The 13,930-nt window shown below is 73.6% G+C and carries 17 protein-coding genes and 1 pseudogene; 7 read left to right on the top strand and 11 right to left on the bottom strand.

The window, feature by feature from the left end; translation table 11 throughout:
- On the bottom strand, window positions 1-632 hold a 632-nt coding region (locus tag ABZS66_RS55620; protein ID WP_354772084.1), incomplete at its 3' end, for a PAS domain-containing protein.
- A gap of 122 nt (window positions 633-754) precedes the next feature.
- Here ABZS66_RS55620 and ABZS66_RS55625 point away from each other — a divergent pair.
- Window positions 755-1,402, top strand: a complete 648-nt coding sequence (locus tag ABZS66_RS55625) for an NAD(P)H-binding protein (RefSeq protein ID WP_354772086.1) — start codon at window positions 755-757, stop codon at window positions 1,400-1,402.
- A 3-nt stretch (window positions 1,403-1,405) separates the two neighbouring features.
- Here the strand turns inward: ABZS66_RS55625 and ABZS66_RS55630 are convergent, their stop codons facing one another.
- Both ABZS66_RS55630 and ABZS66_RS55635 read right to left on the bottom strand, forming a co-directional pair.
- Window positions 1,406-2,089, bottom strand: a complete 684-nt coding sequence (locus ABZS66_RS55630; RefSeq protein WP_354772088.1) for an epimerase — start codon at window positions 2,087-2,089, stop codon at window positions 1,406-1,408.
- Window positions 2,090-2,107: 18 nt separating this feature from the next.
- A complete protein-coding gene (locus ABZS66_RS55635) occupies window positions 2,108-3,019 on the bottom strand; it encodes an SDR family oxidoreductase (RefSeq protein ID WP_354772090.1) in 912 nt (303 codons plus the stop codon).
- A gap of 95 nt (window positions 3,020-3,114) precedes the next feature.
- Here ABZS66_RS55635 and ABZS66_RS55640 point away from each other — a divergent pair, with 95 nt between their 5' ends.
- Together ABZS66_RS55640 and ABZS66_RS55645 are read left to right on the top strand one after the other, a co-directional pair.
- A complete protein-coding gene (locus ABZS66_RS55640) occupies window positions 3,115-3,807 on the top strand; it encodes a TetR family transcriptional regulator (protein ID WP_354772092.1) in 693 nt (230 codons plus the stop codon).
- A gap of 8 nt (window positions 3,808-3,815) precedes the next feature.
- Window positions 3,816-4,529, top strand: coding sequence for a GNAT family N-acetyltransferase (locus tag ABZS66_RS55645; RefSeq protein ID WP_354772094.1), 714 nt, complete (start codon window positions 3,816-3,818; stop codon window positions 4,527-4,529).
- Window positions 4,530-4,533: 4 nt separating this feature from the next.
- On the opposite strand, the gene ABZS66_RS55650 is transcribed toward ABZS66_RS55645, so the two are convergent.
- From ABZS66_RS55650 to tnpA, 3 genes and pseudogenes are all read right to left on the bottom strand, one after another.
- A complete protein-coding gene (locus tag ABZS66_RS55650; protein ID WP_354772096.1) occupies window positions 4,534-5,151 on the bottom strand; it encodes a class I SAM-dependent methyltransferase in 618 nt (205 codons plus the stop codon).
- 166 nt (window positions 5,152-5,317) lie between these two features.
- Window positions 5,318-6,235: pseudogene (locus ABZS66_RS55655) on the bottom strand (transposase); the annotation flags it as partial.
- Window positions 6,236-6,640: an IS200/IS605 family transposase gene (gene tnpA, locus ABZS66_RS55660; protein ID WP_354772098.1), complete on the bottom strand. Its 405-nt coding sequence runs from the start codon at window positions 6,638-6,640 to the stop codon at window positions 6,236-6,238.
- Between tnpA and ABZS66_RS55665 the strand changes: the two genes are divergently transcribed.
- On the top strand, window positions 6,628-7,104 hold the full coding sequence (locus tag ABZS66_RS55665; RefSeq protein WP_354772100.1) for an SDR family NAD(P)-dependent oxidoreductase: 477 nt from the start codon (window positions 6,628-6,630) through the stop codon (window positions 7,102-7,104). The two genes, tnpA and ABZS66_RS55665, sit on opposite strands and share 13 nt — an antisense overlap.
- On the opposite strand, the gene ABZS66_RS55670 is transcribed toward ABZS66_RS55665, so the two are convergent.
- Window positions 7,080-7,904, bottom strand: a complete 825-nt coding sequence (locus tag ABZS66_RS55670; protein WP_354772102.1) for a hypothetical protein — start codon at window positions 7,902-7,904, stop codon at window positions 7,080-7,082. The genes ABZS66_RS55665 and ABZS66_RS55670 overlap by 25 nt on opposite strands.
- A 151-nt stretch (window positions 7,905-8,055) precedes the next feature.
- Between ABZS66_RS55670 and ABZS66_RS55675 the strand changes: the two genes are divergently transcribed.
- Window positions 8,056-8,652 (top strand): hypothetical protein, encoded by a 597-nt coding sequence (locus ABZS66_RS55675; RefSeq protein ID WP_354772104.1) that lies wholly within the window; start codon window positions 8,056-8,058, stop codon window positions 8,650-8,652.
- Between the two features lie 82 nt (window positions 8,653-8,734).
- Here the strand turns inward: ABZS66_RS55675 and ABZS66_RS55680 are convergent, their stop codons facing one another.
- Window positions 8,735-9,715, bottom strand: coding sequence for a WYL domain-containing protein (locus tag ABZS66_RS55680; RefSeq protein ID WP_354772106.1), 981 nt, complete (start codon window positions 9,713-9,715; stop codon window positions 8,735-8,737).
- A 106-nt stretch (window positions 9,716-9,821) separates the two neighbouring features.
- Between ABZS66_RS55680 and ABZS66_RS55685 the strand changes: the two genes are divergently transcribed.
- Window positions 9,822-10,217 (top strand): RidA family protein, encoded by a 396-nt coding sequence (locus ABZS66_RS55685; protein WP_354772108.1) that lies wholly within the window; start codon window positions 9,822-9,824, stop codon window positions 10,215-10,217.
- 43 nt (window positions 10,218-10,260) lie between these two features.
- On the opposite strand, the gene ABZS66_RS55690 is transcribed toward ABZS66_RS55685, so the two are convergent.
- The 3 genes from ABZS66_RS55690 to ABZS66_RS55700 form a co-directional block, all read right to left on the bottom strand.
- Complete coding sequence (locus ABZS66_RS55690; protein ID WP_354772110.1) at window positions 10,261-10,569, bottom strand: sigma factor; 309 nt, start codon at window positions 10,567-10,569, stop codon at window positions 10,261-10,263.
- Window positions 10,570-10,841: 272 nt separating this feature from the next.
- Window positions 10,842-12,113 carry a hypothetical protein gene (locus ABZS66_RS55695; RefSeq protein WP_354772112.1) on the bottom strand — a complete coding sequence of 424 codons (1,272 nt, stop codon included), beginning with the start codon at window positions 12,111-12,113 and terminating at the stop codon, window positions 10,842-10,844.
- 11 nt (window positions 12,114-12,124) lie between these two features.
- A complete protein-coding gene (locus tag ABZS66_RS55700) occupies window positions 12,125-13,393 on the bottom strand; it encodes a helix-turn-helix transcriptional regulator (protein WP_354772114.1) in 1,269 nt (422 codons plus the stop codon).
- Window positions 13,394-13,551: 158 nt separating this feature from the next.
- Between ABZS66_RS55700 and ABZS66_RS55705 the strand changes: the two genes are divergently transcribed.
- Window positions 13,552-13,930, top strand: a 379-nt coding sequence (locus ABZS66_RS55705; protein WP_354772116.1) for a DUF4407 domain-containing protein, incomplete at its 3' end; no start/stop codon positions are given.

Here is a 13,930-nt window from a genome sequence, read left to right on the forward strand (position 1 = left end):
TCTGCGGCGGCCCGGGCCTCGGGCGCGGCGTCGTCGAGCGGCAGCCGGGCCGGCTCGCCGTCGCCGGACCTGCGCAGCACCGCCTCGCCCGGCGTGAGCAGCCAGACGGTGGTCTCGGCGGCCTCGAACGCGGCGCGGCCGGCGTGCACGACCGGCGCGACGATCTGGTCGGCCCGCACGATCGCGGCGCACTCGGCGACCAGGTCCTGCAGCACCTTGATCCGGGCCTCGGCGTGCTCGGCCCGGCGGCGCGCCTCGAGCAGCTCCTGCTCGGAGGTGAGCCGGCCGGTCGCGTCGACCACCGTCATCCGGATGACGCTCGCGCCGGTCGCCGGGTCGGTGCGCAGGACCGCGTCGACGAACGCGTGGAGCCGGCTGCCGTCGGCGCGGCGGAACTCGGCGGCGATCTCGCGCACCTCGCCCTGCATGTGCAGCAGCGGCAGCAGGTGGGTCTCGACCGCGTACAGCTCCTGGATCCGCCGGCCGGTCAGCTCCTCGCGCCGCTGCCCGGTCCAGTCCAGGAACGTGCGGTTGGCCCGCACGACCGTGCCGTCGGGCAGCAGCGAGAGGTAGCCGCAGGGAGCGTTCTCGTAGAGCTCCTCCGCGCTCTCGTCCGGCAGGGAGCCGTCCACTGTCAGCCGCGCTCCAGGTAGGCGCTGATGTTGCGTGTGACAACGCTCACGAACGGTGACGCTACTCGGCCCCGGGGAGCGATGGAAAGCCCCCCGATCCGGTGCGGCGGTACTGTGGCGGGATGCGCATTGCGGTGATCGGCGGGCACGGAAAAGTGGCGCTGCTGCTGGCGCCGCTGCTGGTCGCGGCGGGTGACACGGTGACGGCGATCCACCGCAACCCGGGCCACGCCGCCGCTGTCACCGCGGCGGGTGCGAGGAGCCTGACCGCCGACGTGGAGCACATCGACGTTTCGAAACTCGCCGAGCTGCTCGCCGGCCACGACGCGATCGTCTGGTCGGCCGGTGCGGGCGGCGGCAACCCGTCGCGGACCTACGCGGTGGACCGCGACGCGGCGATCCGCTCGATGGACGCGGCACCGCTCGCGGGCGTCCGGCGGTACGTGATGGTCTCCTATTTCGGCGCCCGCACCGATCACGGCGTGCCGCCGGACAACGGCTTCTTCCCCTACGCGGAGGCGAAGGCGGCGGCCGACGAGCACCTGCGCCACACGCCCCTGGACTGGACGGTCCTGGGCCCGAGCCGCCTGACCGACGGCCCGCCGACGGGCGGCCTGGAGACGGCCGGGCAGGGTGCGGTGAACGGCACGGTCACCCGCGCGGACGTGGCGGCGGCGATCGCCGCCACGCTGCGCGACCCGGCCACGATCGGCCGCACGATCCGCTTCAACAACGGCCCGACCCCGATCCCCGAGGCCCTGCGCGCCTGACCGTCAGGGACGTCCGGCCGCCGCGGCCACGGCCACGATGTCGCGGTTCTCCAGGACGTGGCGTGGGTGACCCCGCCGGGTGAGCTGGAGGGCGACCTGGCCGAGCTGTGCGGTGCTGGTCATCACGACGGGCGTGAGCCGCAGCAGCCGCACGAGCCAGGCGATCGCGGGGAGAGCGGCCGTGAAGCGGCGGTACATCGGCGTCCTGGACTGTTTGCCGTGAACGGGCCGGACGAAGCCCGGGCGTAGCGCGTAGCCGTTGGGAAAGGCGGCGAGGATCGCGTTCTCGGTGCGGCCCTTGACCCGGGCCCAGCGGCTGCGGCCGCGTTCGCTGCTGTCGGTGCCGCCACCGGAGACGTAGACGAAGGTCAGGGCCGGGTTGCCGGCACCGAGGGTCCGGGCTGCGGCGACCGTGTAGTCGTGGGTGACGCGTTCGTAGTCGTGCGGGCTCATGCCGACGGCGGAGACGCCCAGGGCCCAGAAGCACGCGTCGGCACCGGCGAGTTCGTCGCTGATCGCGGTGAAGTCGAGGAAGTCGGTGTGCACCACGTGGCGCAGCTTCGGGTGTGTCAGGTCCAGCGGCGTCCGCCCGACGGCGACGACCTCGGTGACGTCATCGGCGCGCAGGCTTTCCTGGATGAAGCCGTCGCCGATGAGACCGCTTCCTCCGAAGATCACTATCTTCACGGTGTCGCCCCTTCGGCTTCAGACCGTGGCGGGAACGGAGACGCCGGTGAGGCGCTCGGACTCGGCCCACAGCCGCGCACGCACGGCCTTGTCCAGCGCCCGGCTCGTCGGCCTGACCTTGGTCGCGGGGCCGACCAGCCCCCAGCGTGGGCCGTAGTAGCCGCCGGCGACCGCGTCGGGGCTGGTGGCCGCGTACAGCAACGGCTCCGTACCCTGTTCGACCCCCTGGCTCGGCATGACCCTGAACGAGATCCGGTTGCCCAGGCTCACCTTGCCGCCGAGGTTCGGGCCCGAGGTCGTCAGGTTCGTCCTGGTGTACCCGGGGTGCGCGCCGCCGGACAGCAACGACCAGCCGCGCTCGGCGGCGAGGTCGGCCAGGTGCAGCGTCAGCATCAGGTCGGCGAGCTTCGACTGGGCGTAGGCGGCGAAGGGGCTGTAGTCGTGCTCCGACTGCAGGTCGTCGAAGTCGATCCGGCCCCGGGCGGCCGTTCCGCTGCTCATGGTGGCGACGCGAGCGGCGCCGGCTTCCAGCAGCAGCGGCAGGAGGCGCACGGTCAGCGCGAACGGGCCGAGGTAGTTGCTGGCGAGCTGGAGCTCGAAACCGTCGACGCTCTCCATGCGCTTCGGCAGCATCATCACGCCGGCGTTGTTGAGCAGCAGGCCGAGCGGCCGGCCGTCGGCGACCAGGCCGTCGGCGAACTCCGCCACCGAGGACAGATCGGCCAGGTCGAGGCGGCGCACCTGAACGCCGACGCGCGGGTGTGCGGCGAGGATCTCGGCGCGGGCCTGTTCGCCCTTGGCGGGCGTGCGCACCGCGAGGACCACGTCCGCGCCGGCCCCCGCGAGGCGCTTTGCCGCCTCCTTGCCGGTGCCACTGTTCGCGCCGGTGACGACAGCGAGCCTGCCACGCTGGTCGGGGACGTCGTACATGCGGAGCTCCTTAAAGACCGTCGGTCTATTACTTCACCCAAGCTAACAGACCTACGGTCTCTAAACAAGAGACCTCAGGTCTGTAAGCTCTGGGCATGGAGTTCAAGCGCGCCCGCAGCGACGAGCAGCGAAACGAGCGGCGGCGGCAGATCCTGGCGACCGCGGCCGCGATGCTGACCGAGATGCCGGTCGCGGACGTCGCCCTGAACGAGCTGAGCCGGCGGGTCGGCCTGGCCAAGTCCAACGTGCTGCGCTATTTCGAGTCGCGCGAGGCGGTCCTGCTCGAGCTCCTGGACGCCGAGGTCCAGGCGTGGCTGGCCGAGCTGGAGCCGTTGCTGCAACCTGTCGACGGCACGCCGCGGGAGCGCGGCGACCGGCTCGCCGCCGCGCTGGCCGAGTCGCTGGCGCGACGGCCGGTGCTGTGCGACCTGAACAGCGCGCAGGCGTCGGTGCTCGAACGCAACGTGTCCACGGAGGTGGCGCTGCACTACAAGCGCGCGACGCGGCGCACCTTCGAAACCCTCGGCGCGCTCGTGCAGCGGTGCGTGCCGGAGCTCAGCCTCCAGGACGCGGCGCGGCTCGGCGCGGTCACCACGCTCATCGCCGCGGCGGCCTGGCCGTACAGCCAGCCACCGGCGGCGATGCTGGCCGCCTACGCCGCCGACCCCGAGCTGGCCGCGATGCGCGCGGACTTCACCGAGGTGCTCCGCCAGACCCTGGAGGTGACCATCTCCGGCCTCCTGGTCCGCGGCGAGGACCGGTCGATCAGCGCGGAACGCGCCGGCTGACGCAAGCCGTGGATCAGGACCTGTACCGCCGCAGCCGGGCGACCCTGCTCGCCTCCTGGGAGGAGTACGCCCGGGCCTCGGCCGGTGCCGCCGTACACCACCTGCCGGGCGTCAGCGCCGCGGTGTTCCCGGCCGAGCCGGAGCGGGCGGTGTACAACAACGCTGTCCTCGAGCCCGGCGCGGCGGCGGTGGCGGCGATGGAGGCCGTGTACCGCGCGGCCGGGATCGGTGACTTCGCGGCGTGGGTGCACGAGTCGGACGGCCCCGGGCGGTCGCGGCTGGAGCGGCGCGGGTACGCCGTCGCGGAGCACACCCGCGCGATGGCCCGCGAACTGGTCCCGCTGCCGCCGCCCGGGCCGGTCCCGGAGCCGGCCGGGTGGGCGGAGTACCTGGCGTTCGCCGGGCTGCCGGCCGGATTGCTCGCCACCGCCGACCACGCCGCGCTGCACCCGCTCGTCCTGCGGGAGGACGGTGTGATCGTCGCCGCCGCGCTCGCGTACGACCACGCCGGTGACTGCGGGATCTACAACGTCGCGACCGCGCCCCACGCGCGCCGGCGCGGCCTGGCCACCGCGCTCACGCTCGCCCAGCTGCACGCCGCGGCCGGCCGGGGCTGCACGACCGCGAGCCTGCAGTCGTCGCCGATGGCCGAGCGCGTCTACGCCGGCGTCGGCTTCCGCGACCTCGGACGGATCCTGGAGTACCGCCGGGTCGACCACTGAGCGGTCAGCCGCGCACCAGGGTCAGCGACTGGAACCGGAAGCCACGGCCCGTGTCGACCGGGTGGAAGTCCACCACCGTGAAGTGGGCGGCCGCCGCGAAGGCCAGCAGCTGCTCGTCCGTGCGCCAGGAGAAGAACCGCGGCGGTACGTGCGAGTCGGTGGGGGCCGGGCCCTCGGTGCTCTCGGTGCCGCCGTAGAGGCCGACGAAGAGCAGGCCGCCCTCGCGCAGGACCGCCCGGATCGACACGAGGACCGCCGGCAGGTCGTGGTCGGGGACGTGGAGCAGGCAGTTCAGGGCGTACACCGCGTCGAACGAGGCGGGTGGGAGGTCCAGTCGCAGGAAGTCCCTGACGTGGGCCTCGACGCCCTTCGCCCGGCAGTGCTCGACCATCGCTGGTGACAGGTCCACCGCGACGACGGCGAGGCCCTCCTGCTGGAAGTAGGCGCTGTCCTGGCCGGTGCCGGCGCCGATCTCCAGCAGCCGCGCGCCCGGCGCCAGCCGCTGCCGGAACGTCGCCCGCTCCGCCAGTTTCCACGGCTCCTTGGGCTGCTCGTCGCGCCAGGCGGCGCGGGCGTCGTACGCCTCCCGCAGCGGGGCCAGCACGTCGTCGTACCGAGTCATGCCGACGATCATCGCCGGGCGTGGCGGGATCCGCCACCGCGTTGGCGCCGTCCGCTACTGCCGCGCGGCCGGCGAGGTCTCCACGCCCGGCGGCCGCCAGCCCGGCGGCCAGAATGTTCTTCGCCGCGTTCACGTCGGCGTGCGCCTGGTGCCCGCAGGTGACGCACCGGAAGACCGCTTGGCTCTCGCGGGACTCCCGGGCGACATGCCCGCAGGCATTGCAGGTCTGCGACGTGAGCGCAGGATTGACCTTCACCCGCAGGTCCTCGACCGCGACCAAGCCGTGGTCACGGACAAGCCGGACGGCGGTCTGTGCGGCGAAGTCGGTCCGCCGCGCCCGGATGCGGGCGTTGAGCCGGCCGATCTGGGCACGTACCGCGTCGCGGCGCTTGGACCGGCGGTTGCGGCCGTGGACGCGAAGCGATCGGGTCAGTCGTTGCTGCAACCGCTTGAGCCGCTTCGCCTCTGCCTCGCTCACGATCTGCCGGTCGTGCAGGTCACCATTGGAGGTGGCAATCGCGACGGCCACGCCTCGATCGACGCCGACTGAGGGTTTGCCGTTCGGGGCGACCGCGGCCACGCCGTCCTCGACGCAGAACGAGATGTACCAGCGCCCGCCGTCACGGGACACGGTGGCGTTGCGGATGGCGCCGCCGAGCGGGCGTGTCCATCGGAACCGGACCGGTCCGAACTTCGGCAGCCGCACCTCGCCCCATCGTCGGCTGAGCCGTCGCACGGCGAGGTGGTTCGGGTCGGGGAAGCGGAACGACGGGGCGGTGCGCGTCTTGGACCGCCACCGCACCTTCCACGTTCCATGGGTCTTGCACGCCCGGTCCAGGTCGCGCAGGGTCTGTTGGAGTGTGTGAGACGGGGCGTCTGCCAGCCATGCGCACGCCGGGTCCTTCTTCGCCTCGGCCATCTGCCGGGCCTGCTCGATGTAGCCGATGAACGCGCCACGCCGCCGGTACTCGCGGCGCTGGTCCAGAGCCGTGTTCCACACTGCCCGGCACACCGCGCCGACCTGTTCGGCGTAGTCGGTCTGCTCAGCGGTGAGTGCCAACAGGTAGCGTCGGCCGGTCAGCATTCAGCGGCCCTTCTGCTGCTCGACGTACTGCTTCACGGCCGCCAGCGGGGCGCCGCCAGCGGTCGCCACGAAGTACGAGTTCGTCCACAAGGTAGGCAGCCTGGACCGCAGCGACGGGAATTCCTCGCGCAGCACCCGCGATGTACGGCCCTTCAGGGCCTTGACCAGCTTGTGGATGCCGAACTGCGGGTCGACTTCGACCAGCAGGTGCACGTGGTCGGGCATGACTTCCAATGCCACGAGCCACGCCCCCTTCTCCTCGAGCACCTCGCGGACGAGCTGCTTGAGCCGATCTTCGATCCGTCCGCCGAGAACCCTGCGCCGATACTTCGGGCACCACACCACATGGAAGGCGCACTGGAAGACGACAGGGGTGGAACGTCGTGGCCACCATGCGGGAGCCACAACCCCTCGACGGCGCGCTCGTCACCCGGCTCGACGTCACCGACCGCGCGTCCATCGACGACGCTGTCACCCAGGCCGTCGATACGTTCGAAACCATCGATGCCCTGGTGAACAACGCCGGGTACGGGGCCTACGGGCCGCTCGAGGCGTTCGACGTCGAACGGATCGAGCGGCAGTTCGACACCAACGTCACCACCATGCCGGCGATCGCCCGCGCGCTCGCCACCAGCACCCGCACGCTGCAGCGGCGGCTCAGCGCCGAGCGGACCAGCTTCCAGGCCGTCCTCGGCGCGACCCGCACCGCCCTGGCCGAGCATTACCTCGGCCGGGCCGACCTCACCCCGGACCAGATCTCGTTCCTGCTCGGCTACGACGACCCCAAGTCGTTCTACCGCGCCTTCCGCGGCTGGACGGGGACGACACCCGGTCAGGTGCGGGGTCAGGCCGTGGTCGAGATGAGGTAGTCGCGCAGCAGGCGGTGCCGGGAGTCGTCGTCGCGCAGCGGGCAGGTGCTGCAGCAGCTCTCGTCGCGCTCGCCGCTCTCCAGCGCGCTGCGGTAGTTGAGGCAGCAGGTGCCGCGGACCTGGAACAGGTGCCGGCCGCCCGGCCAGGCCACCGGGAACGGGGCGCCTCTCGTCAGCGGTACCGGAGCGTGCGCGGCGAGCTCGTCGACCAGGCGCTGCGCGCGGTCCCAGGCCGGGCCGGCGTCGCGGCCGGCGAGCTGGGCGACGCGGATGGCGGCTCCGGCCACCTCGTCGGCGACCGCGCCCCACAGCAGCCGCAGCCCGAACGGGGCGCGGGCCCGCACCGCCTCCAGCAGCGGCGCGAGGGTCGCGACGGCGCGGGCGGCCCACCAGGCGTCCAGGTCGTCGACGACGGTGCTGTCCGGATGGGCGGCGGCGGGGTCATCGGGCCGTACCGCGAGGGCGGGGCCGCGGAAGGCGCGGCGTTCGAGGTACCCCTCCCCGTGGATGCGCAGGGCGAGGTTCCCGGCGGCGGGGTCGGGGCAGCGCTCATCGAGCACGATCGCCGCGACGGTGCCGCCGACGACGGCCTCGGCGACGACCGCGCCGAGCATGCTCCCGGCGACGTTGCGCCGGCCGTGCCGGTCCTCCAGCAGCCGCAGTACCGCATCCGCGTGGCCGCCGTCGACGAACCGCTCCAGCGGCACCCACGCCGGGTCCGGCTCGGGCCGCACGTCGAAGCCGGCGTCGGGGTCGAGCGCGTCGAGCCGGTCGGCGGTCTCGGTGAGCGGGTCCAGCATGAGGTTAGGGTAACCTAAGTTGTCGGTAATGCGACCGACCGTGTCGCGAATTCCCGCAACCTGCCGGTTGAGCTGCGCAAACAGCCGTTTCCGGCGGTTGACGGCCGCCGTTAGCGTGAGCGCTCCGTGATCATCGAAGGAGCACACGCACATGAAGCGCCTGGCGCTGTCGATAACCTGCACCGCCCTGCTCGGCCTGACCCTGACCGCTTGCGGCGACTCCGGGTCGGACACGCCCGCGTCGGCGGGGTCCGCTCCGGCCGCCTCTTCGGGCTCCTCGTCGGCCGCCTCGAAGCGGGCGGCGTTCCCGAAGGGTGACGCCGGCGCGAAGTCCCTGATGGAGGCCCTCCGCGCGGCCGACGGCCCGGAGACGGTGAAGACCCTCCAGCCGACCGCCGCCGACTACGCCGCCGTGTTCACCGACGACCTGGCGGGCAAGGCCGAGTCGTTCTACAAGACGAAGCTGTGGAACGGCCAGAAGGTCGACATGGGCGTCTCGGCGGCCCAGACCGACCTCAAGGTCTTCCAGGCCACGAGCGAGGACATCCGCAAGTGGACCAAGGCCGTGGAGCGCGACTTCCCGGGCGGCTACAAGCAGCTGGGCCCGCACCTGAAGCCGGGCCTGACGGTGTACCGCTGGAAGTACACCGAGCCGGGCGAGGACTCGGGCCGCGCGTACGAGGGCCTGGTCTACGTGAACGACCACTGGATCTGGGTCCCGAAGGCCTGGGAGATCCTGGAGCAGTGACGGCCCCGGGCAGGCGCGCCCGCCTCTTCGTCTCCGGACGGCGAGGCGGGCGCGCGGGGCCCGGATCGAGGAGCTGCGCCCGTCAACGCTCGGACGACACTTCGTAGCGGGTGGCGATCGCGGCGGCGCGGTTGCGCAGGGCGGTGCGCAACCACTGCGGGGCCAGGGCTTCCGCGTTCGTGGCCAGCTGCCACAGCGCCCATTCGGCGTGCCGCTGGTCCTGGAAGGTCACCTCCAGCCGCAGCCAGCCGTCCGCGTCGGCTGCTTCGGCAAGGACGGCCAGCGCGGTGCCCACCAGGTCCTCCCGCCGCGCCGGGTTCACCCGGACCAGCACGGTGACCTGGTCGCCGCCGGTCCGGAACCGCGTGCTGCGCTCCTGCCAGGCCCGGTCCAGATCGACCCGGTCCGGTCGCTGTGCGGGTTCGGCGAGCTCCTCGGCGGCCAGGACCCGGGACAGCCGGTAGGTGCGGTCCGCGCCGGACCTGGTGGCCAGCAGGTAGCCCTGCTCCCGCACGGTGACCAGGCCGATCGGGTCCACCGTGCGCCACTTCGGGGCCTGGCCCACCGCCGCGTAGTGGATGCGCAGCTTGTGCCCGGCGAACACCGCTCGCCGAACCTCGGCCACGATGCGGTCGGGAACCTCCTCCGCGACCAGCCGGCGCGACAGCAGGTCGGTCTCCGGGTCGATGAGCAGGCGCTCGACCGCGCCGGCCGCGGTGTCCCGGTAGCTCTCGGGCAGCGCGTCGAGCACCTTGAGCATGGCCGACGCGAGCGCCGAGCCGAGCCCGAACGCCTGCGCGCCGCGCCGCGACCCGGCGATCAGCAGGGCGAGCGCCTCGTCGTGGTTCAGCCCGGTGAGCTCGGTCTGGAAACCGGGCAGCAGCGCGAACCCGCCGTGCCGCCCGCGTTCGGCGTAGACCGGGACACCGGCCGCGGACAGCGCCTCGATGTCGCGCAGCACGGTGCGGGTGGACACCTCCAGCTCCCGGGCCAGCGTGGCCGCGGACAACCGCCCGCGCTGGCGCAGCAGCAGCACCAGCGAGACCAACCGGTCGGCCCGCACACGGAAACTATGCCAGCAATACACGACACAGGATGTCGTGTATTGGCTGCGAAGCTCACCGGCGTGTGGGTTCGCCACACTCTCGATGAATGGAGCTGCGTTGGCAATGGATCGATCGGCGGTCAACCCGTGGACGTGGTCGGTGGGGCTGGGGTACAGCCAGGGCGAGCTCGTCTCCGGGCACACCCGGACCCTGTACTGCTCCGGGCAGACCGCGATGAGCGGCGACGGCAAGCCCCAGCATGCCGATGACCTTTCGGCACAGCTGGCGCTGAGCCTCGACAACCTGGAGGCCGTGCTCGGCGAGGCCGGCATGTCCCTCGCGAACCTCGTCCGGCTCAACGTCTACACCACCGACGTCGACCGGCTCTTCGAGCACTACGGCGTGCTGGCGTCGAGGCTGGGCGCGGCCGGGGTGGCGCCGACCACCACGATGCTCGGGGTGACCCGGCTGGCGATCCCCACCCTGATGGTCGAACTCGAGGGCACCGCCGTCGCGTGACGTCACCCCACCGGCCGGGTCCGGGCGGCGAGGAAGGGACGGGTCAGCTCCATCCAGCGGCTGCCGCAGGCGCAGCGACGGTACCGCACGGTGCCCTCGGAGGTCGGGTGGGAGGACTCGACGGCGGCCGTCGCGGCACCCAGGTCTGGAACGACGACGTGCCGCGGAAGGAGGCGCTGCCGCGCCAGGCCCGCAGGGCGACGTGCTGCAGCAGGTCCTCGGCGTCGTGCGGGTGCTGCATCGCGCGGCGGCAGTACGCCCGCAGCGCCGGCAGCGCCGCCCGCCAGGCGGCGGTGAAGCGGTCCCCGTCGACGAGCGCACCCGCCGCCGTGTCGTCACCGGGCATTCCCATCCGAGGCTCCGTCCCCGGCCGCCACGACCGGCCGGTGCGATCATCTGACCACGCGCGGTGCCGGGGGTGGATCGGCGTGGCATGCACGAACAGGGCCCCGACCGGCCTGCCCGGTCACGCCGGTCCGGTGGGGCGCACCGTTCGTTCGGCGTGCCCATTCCGGGACTTCGGCGCCCCGGATGCGCTTGTGGGGCCTGCGATTCAGCGTGCCGGACGGCGGCCGCGGTGCGGGGTGTTGCCCGCGGTCCGCGGCACGGGCAACAGGCAGCCGCTCAGGTCAGGACCTCCCACACCGGGTGGCTGACGATGACCGGGCGGTCCTGGTCGGCCTCGGTCGTCATCACCGGCTGCCAGAGGGTGCGCACCCCGCGCCGGTTGACCAGGCGCAGCTCGCCGGAGCACGACGGGCAGCGGATCGTGCCCCGGGCCAGTTCGCCGGCGTGCGCCGGAAAGTACCCGTACGCGTCGGTCTGCGGCTGCGGGCCGGGCAGCGCCATGTGTGCCGACCAGTCGACCTCGGCGGCGGTACGCCGCGGCCGGCAGGCGGGGCACGGCACCCGGACCAGGTGCCAGAACGCGTCGGTGGTGAACTCCTCGCGGTAGTAGCCGTACCGCCGGACGAACGCCCGCAGCAGCCTGGCCGGGCCGCGCGGCGCGACCATCGTCTCCGGCGCCGACGTGATCGGGTCGCCGTTGTTGATGAGCGCCGCGAAGCGTGCCGTCTCGGCGTCGGTGAGCGCCCGGGTGCCCAGCAGCGGCTCGGGCGCTGGGTCGGTGAGCAGTCGCACCTCCGACAGCCGGCGCTCGCCGCGGCGGGGCCGCCGGCCGGCGGCGGTGAGCCAGCGCACCGCGAGCGCCTCGGTCGACGTCCAGAACGACGTGAAGTAGTCCGGCGACGGGAAGAAGATGACCCGGCCGGTGGCCCGGATCTCGTGCATGAGCCGGGCCGCGCCCTCCCACTGCTGCTGCTGGGTGACGACCTCGGTCGGGTAGGCGAACTCGTTGGGCGGCACCATGCGCACCGGCCGGCCGGTCCGTGCGACGAACTCCGCGCGCCAGGCCTCCGCCTCGGCCTGCCGGGTGCCGCGGAAGCTGAGGAAGAAGTCGGCCGGGTCGTCGAACATCCAGTACGGCAGGGAGGCTCCGGCGACCGGCCCGCCCTGCTCGCCGCCCTGCTCGCCGGCGACCCGGGCCAGCTGCCGGTCGAACCACTCGCCGAGCACGTCGTTGCCGAAGGCGGCGCCGTGGACCGGCGCGCACTGGTGACGGGTCAGCACGTTGCGGGGCAGCGGGGTGCGGCTCATCAGCAGGTGCTTGGGCGAGAGCTTCGTCCACATCGTCATCGCCCGGTACACGTCCTGCGGGCCCTCGACCGAGCCGTCCCAGGCCAGCAGCGTGCGCACGGCCTGGGCGGCCAGCGCGGTGCCCCGGTCGGCGCCCTCGGGCGCGACCTGCAGGTGGAAGCCGCGGCGGGCGCAGGCCGGCGCGACGTGCTCGTCGAGCAGGCGCTGGCCGGCGTCGTTGCGGACGCCGAAGTACATCACCGAGCGCACGGTCAGCGCGCCCCGCCGTGCAGGGTGTCGGTGAGCTCGAGGTGCAGCTGCCGCGCGGCCGGGCTGCCGCGCCGGTGGCGCAGCAGCTCACCGGCGAGGCTGCGCAGCTCGCCGATCGTCGACGCGGAGCGGGTGTAGCGGACCGCGGCCAGCGCCTCCCGGCCGGCCTCGCTGGCCCGGTCGAAGTCGCCGTCGACGGCGTGCGCGAGGGCCAGCCGGGCGCTGAACAGGCCGCGGGCCCGCCGCGCGGTGGCCGGGATGCCGGCGACGGCGCGCTGCAGCAGCACGGCGGAGCGGTCCGGCTCGCCGAGGTCGTGGTAGCACCAGCCGGCCGTCGCGGCCTGCAGGTCGGCGACCGTGGACGAGCCCAGCGGCGCCGCGGCGGCGCGACCGCCGGTGTCCATGAGCTCCGCGGCCCGCCCCAGGGCGTCGGCGCACCGGCCGAGCGCACCGGTCAGCGCGTACCCCTGGGCCTGCCGGTGCAGCGCCAGGGCGTGCACCCGGGCGGAGGCCGGCCGCAGCAGCGCCTCGGTGGCGGCGTCGAGCACCTGCGCGCTGTCGCGGCGGTACAGCGCCATCTCGGCCCGGCGGACCCAGACGTAGGCGACGAGGTCGTCGTCGCCGGCCGCGAGGGCGAGGCGCTCGGCCCGGTCGGTGTGCAGCAGCGCGGCGGTGTGGTCGCCGGCCTCCTGGGCCAGCCAGCCGGCGTACTCGGCGAACCGCGCCGCCAGCAGCAGGTACTCCGGGCGCCGGCCCGGCCCGGCGAGGGCGGCGGCGTAGGCCACCTGACCCTGCGCGACCACGCTGACCAGGAGCGGGCCGGACGGCATCCGCTGCCCCTGCACGCGCAGCTGCTCGAGGGTCCCGGCGAACGACTCCGCCAGCTCCGGGTCCTGCAGCACGGCGACCGACGCGCCGGCGTCGAGGGCGGCCAGCGGCACCCCGTCGCCGGGATCGACCTCGGCGCCGCCGTCGCGCCGCAGCCGCAGCGTGAGCTCGGCGCCGAGCCCGCGGGCGCCGTCCGGGACGCCGGCCAGGACACCGGCCGCGGCACCCGCCGGGGCGCCGGCCGCCGCGACCAGCTCGCCGTCGGCGCCGAGCACGGCGTCGCAGCGCAGTACGAAGTCGTGGGACGGGTTGCGCCGGTTGGTCTCCACCTTGCTGACGTAACCGGGGTCGTAGTGCACCTTCTCGGCCAGGGCCCGCAGGCTCAGCCCGGCGCTCTCGCGCCGGCGTCGCAGCTGCGTGCCGAAGAGCTCTGCCGTGCTCACGGTCACCGCCATCCGTGCCGTCGATCGGGGCCAGCGCGCCAAATGTACGGCCGGCGCGCACTTGGACGGCATCCGTCGTCGGCCCGTTGACCGATGCCCGGACGGCGGTCAACGGGCACCGGCTGTCCGGTGGTCGATGGCGTCCGCACAGTGGGGGCATGAGCGGTTCCGCCTCCTCGGCACCGTACCGCGCCCCGGCGGTGACGAGGTTCTGGTTCTGGTGCGGCGCCTTCGACCACCGGCTGATCACCACGCCGGTCGAGGCGATCCGCGCCGCGCAGGTCGGCATGTTGGTGTTCCTCGTCGGCGTCATCGCCTCCGTCACGTTCGGCCTCTACGCCACGGTCGTGCACGGCCGGCTCACTCCCCTGACGGCGTGCTTCGCGGTGCTGTGGGGCATCGTGGTGTTCTGCATCGACCGTTCCATCCTCGGCGACCCGCACTACGGCGACCTCACCGAGGCCGAGCGCGCGGGCGACGCGGCCGCGGGCGGCCCGCCGTGCCCGCGCAGCGCGGCGCCGAGCCCGCCGACGGGTT

Source organism: Dactylosporangium sp. NPDC005572 (genome assembly GCF_040605515.1).
Classification (GTDB): Bacteria; Actinomycetota; Actinomycetes; order Mycobacteriales; family Micromonosporaceae; genus Dactylosporangium.

Coding starts and splice junctions, on each gene's coding strand:
- ABZS66_RS55625 (WP_354772086.1), top strand. CDS start 755: ATGCGCATTGCGGTGATCGGCGGGCACGGAAAAGTGGCGCTGCTGCTG.
- ABZS66_RS55635 (WP_354772090.1), bottom strand. CDS start 3,019: ATGTACGACGTCCCCGACCAGCGTGGCAGGCTCGCTGTCGTCACCGGC.
- ABZS66_RS55640 (WP_354772092.1), top strand. CDS start 3,115: ATGGAGTTCAAGCGCGCCCGCAGCGACGAGCAGCGAAACGAGCGGCGG.
- ABZS66_RS55650 (WP_354772096.1), bottom strand. CDS start 5,151: ATGACTCGGTACGACGACGTGCTGGCCCCGCTGCGGGAGGCGTACGAC.
- ABZS66_RS55665 (WP_354772100.1), top strand. CDS start 6,628: ATGCGGGAGCCACAACCCCTCGACGGCGCGCTCGTCACCCGGCTCGAC.
- ABZS66_RS55670 (WP_354772102.1), bottom strand. CDS start 7,904: ATGCTGGACCCGCTCACCGAGACCGCCGACCGGCTCGACGCGCTCGAC.
- ABZS66_RS55675 (WP_354772104.1), top strand. CDS start 8,056: ATGAAGCGCCTGGCGCTGTCGATAACCTGCACCGCCCTGCTCGGCCTG.
- ABZS66_RS55685 (WP_354772108.1), top strand. CDS start 9,822: ATGGATCGATCGGCGGTCAACCCGTGGACGTGGTCGGTGGGGCTGGGG.
- ABZS66_RS55690 (WP_354772110.1), bottom strand. CDS start 10,569: ATGGGAATGCCCGGTGACGACACGGCGGCGGGTGCGCTCGTCGACGGG.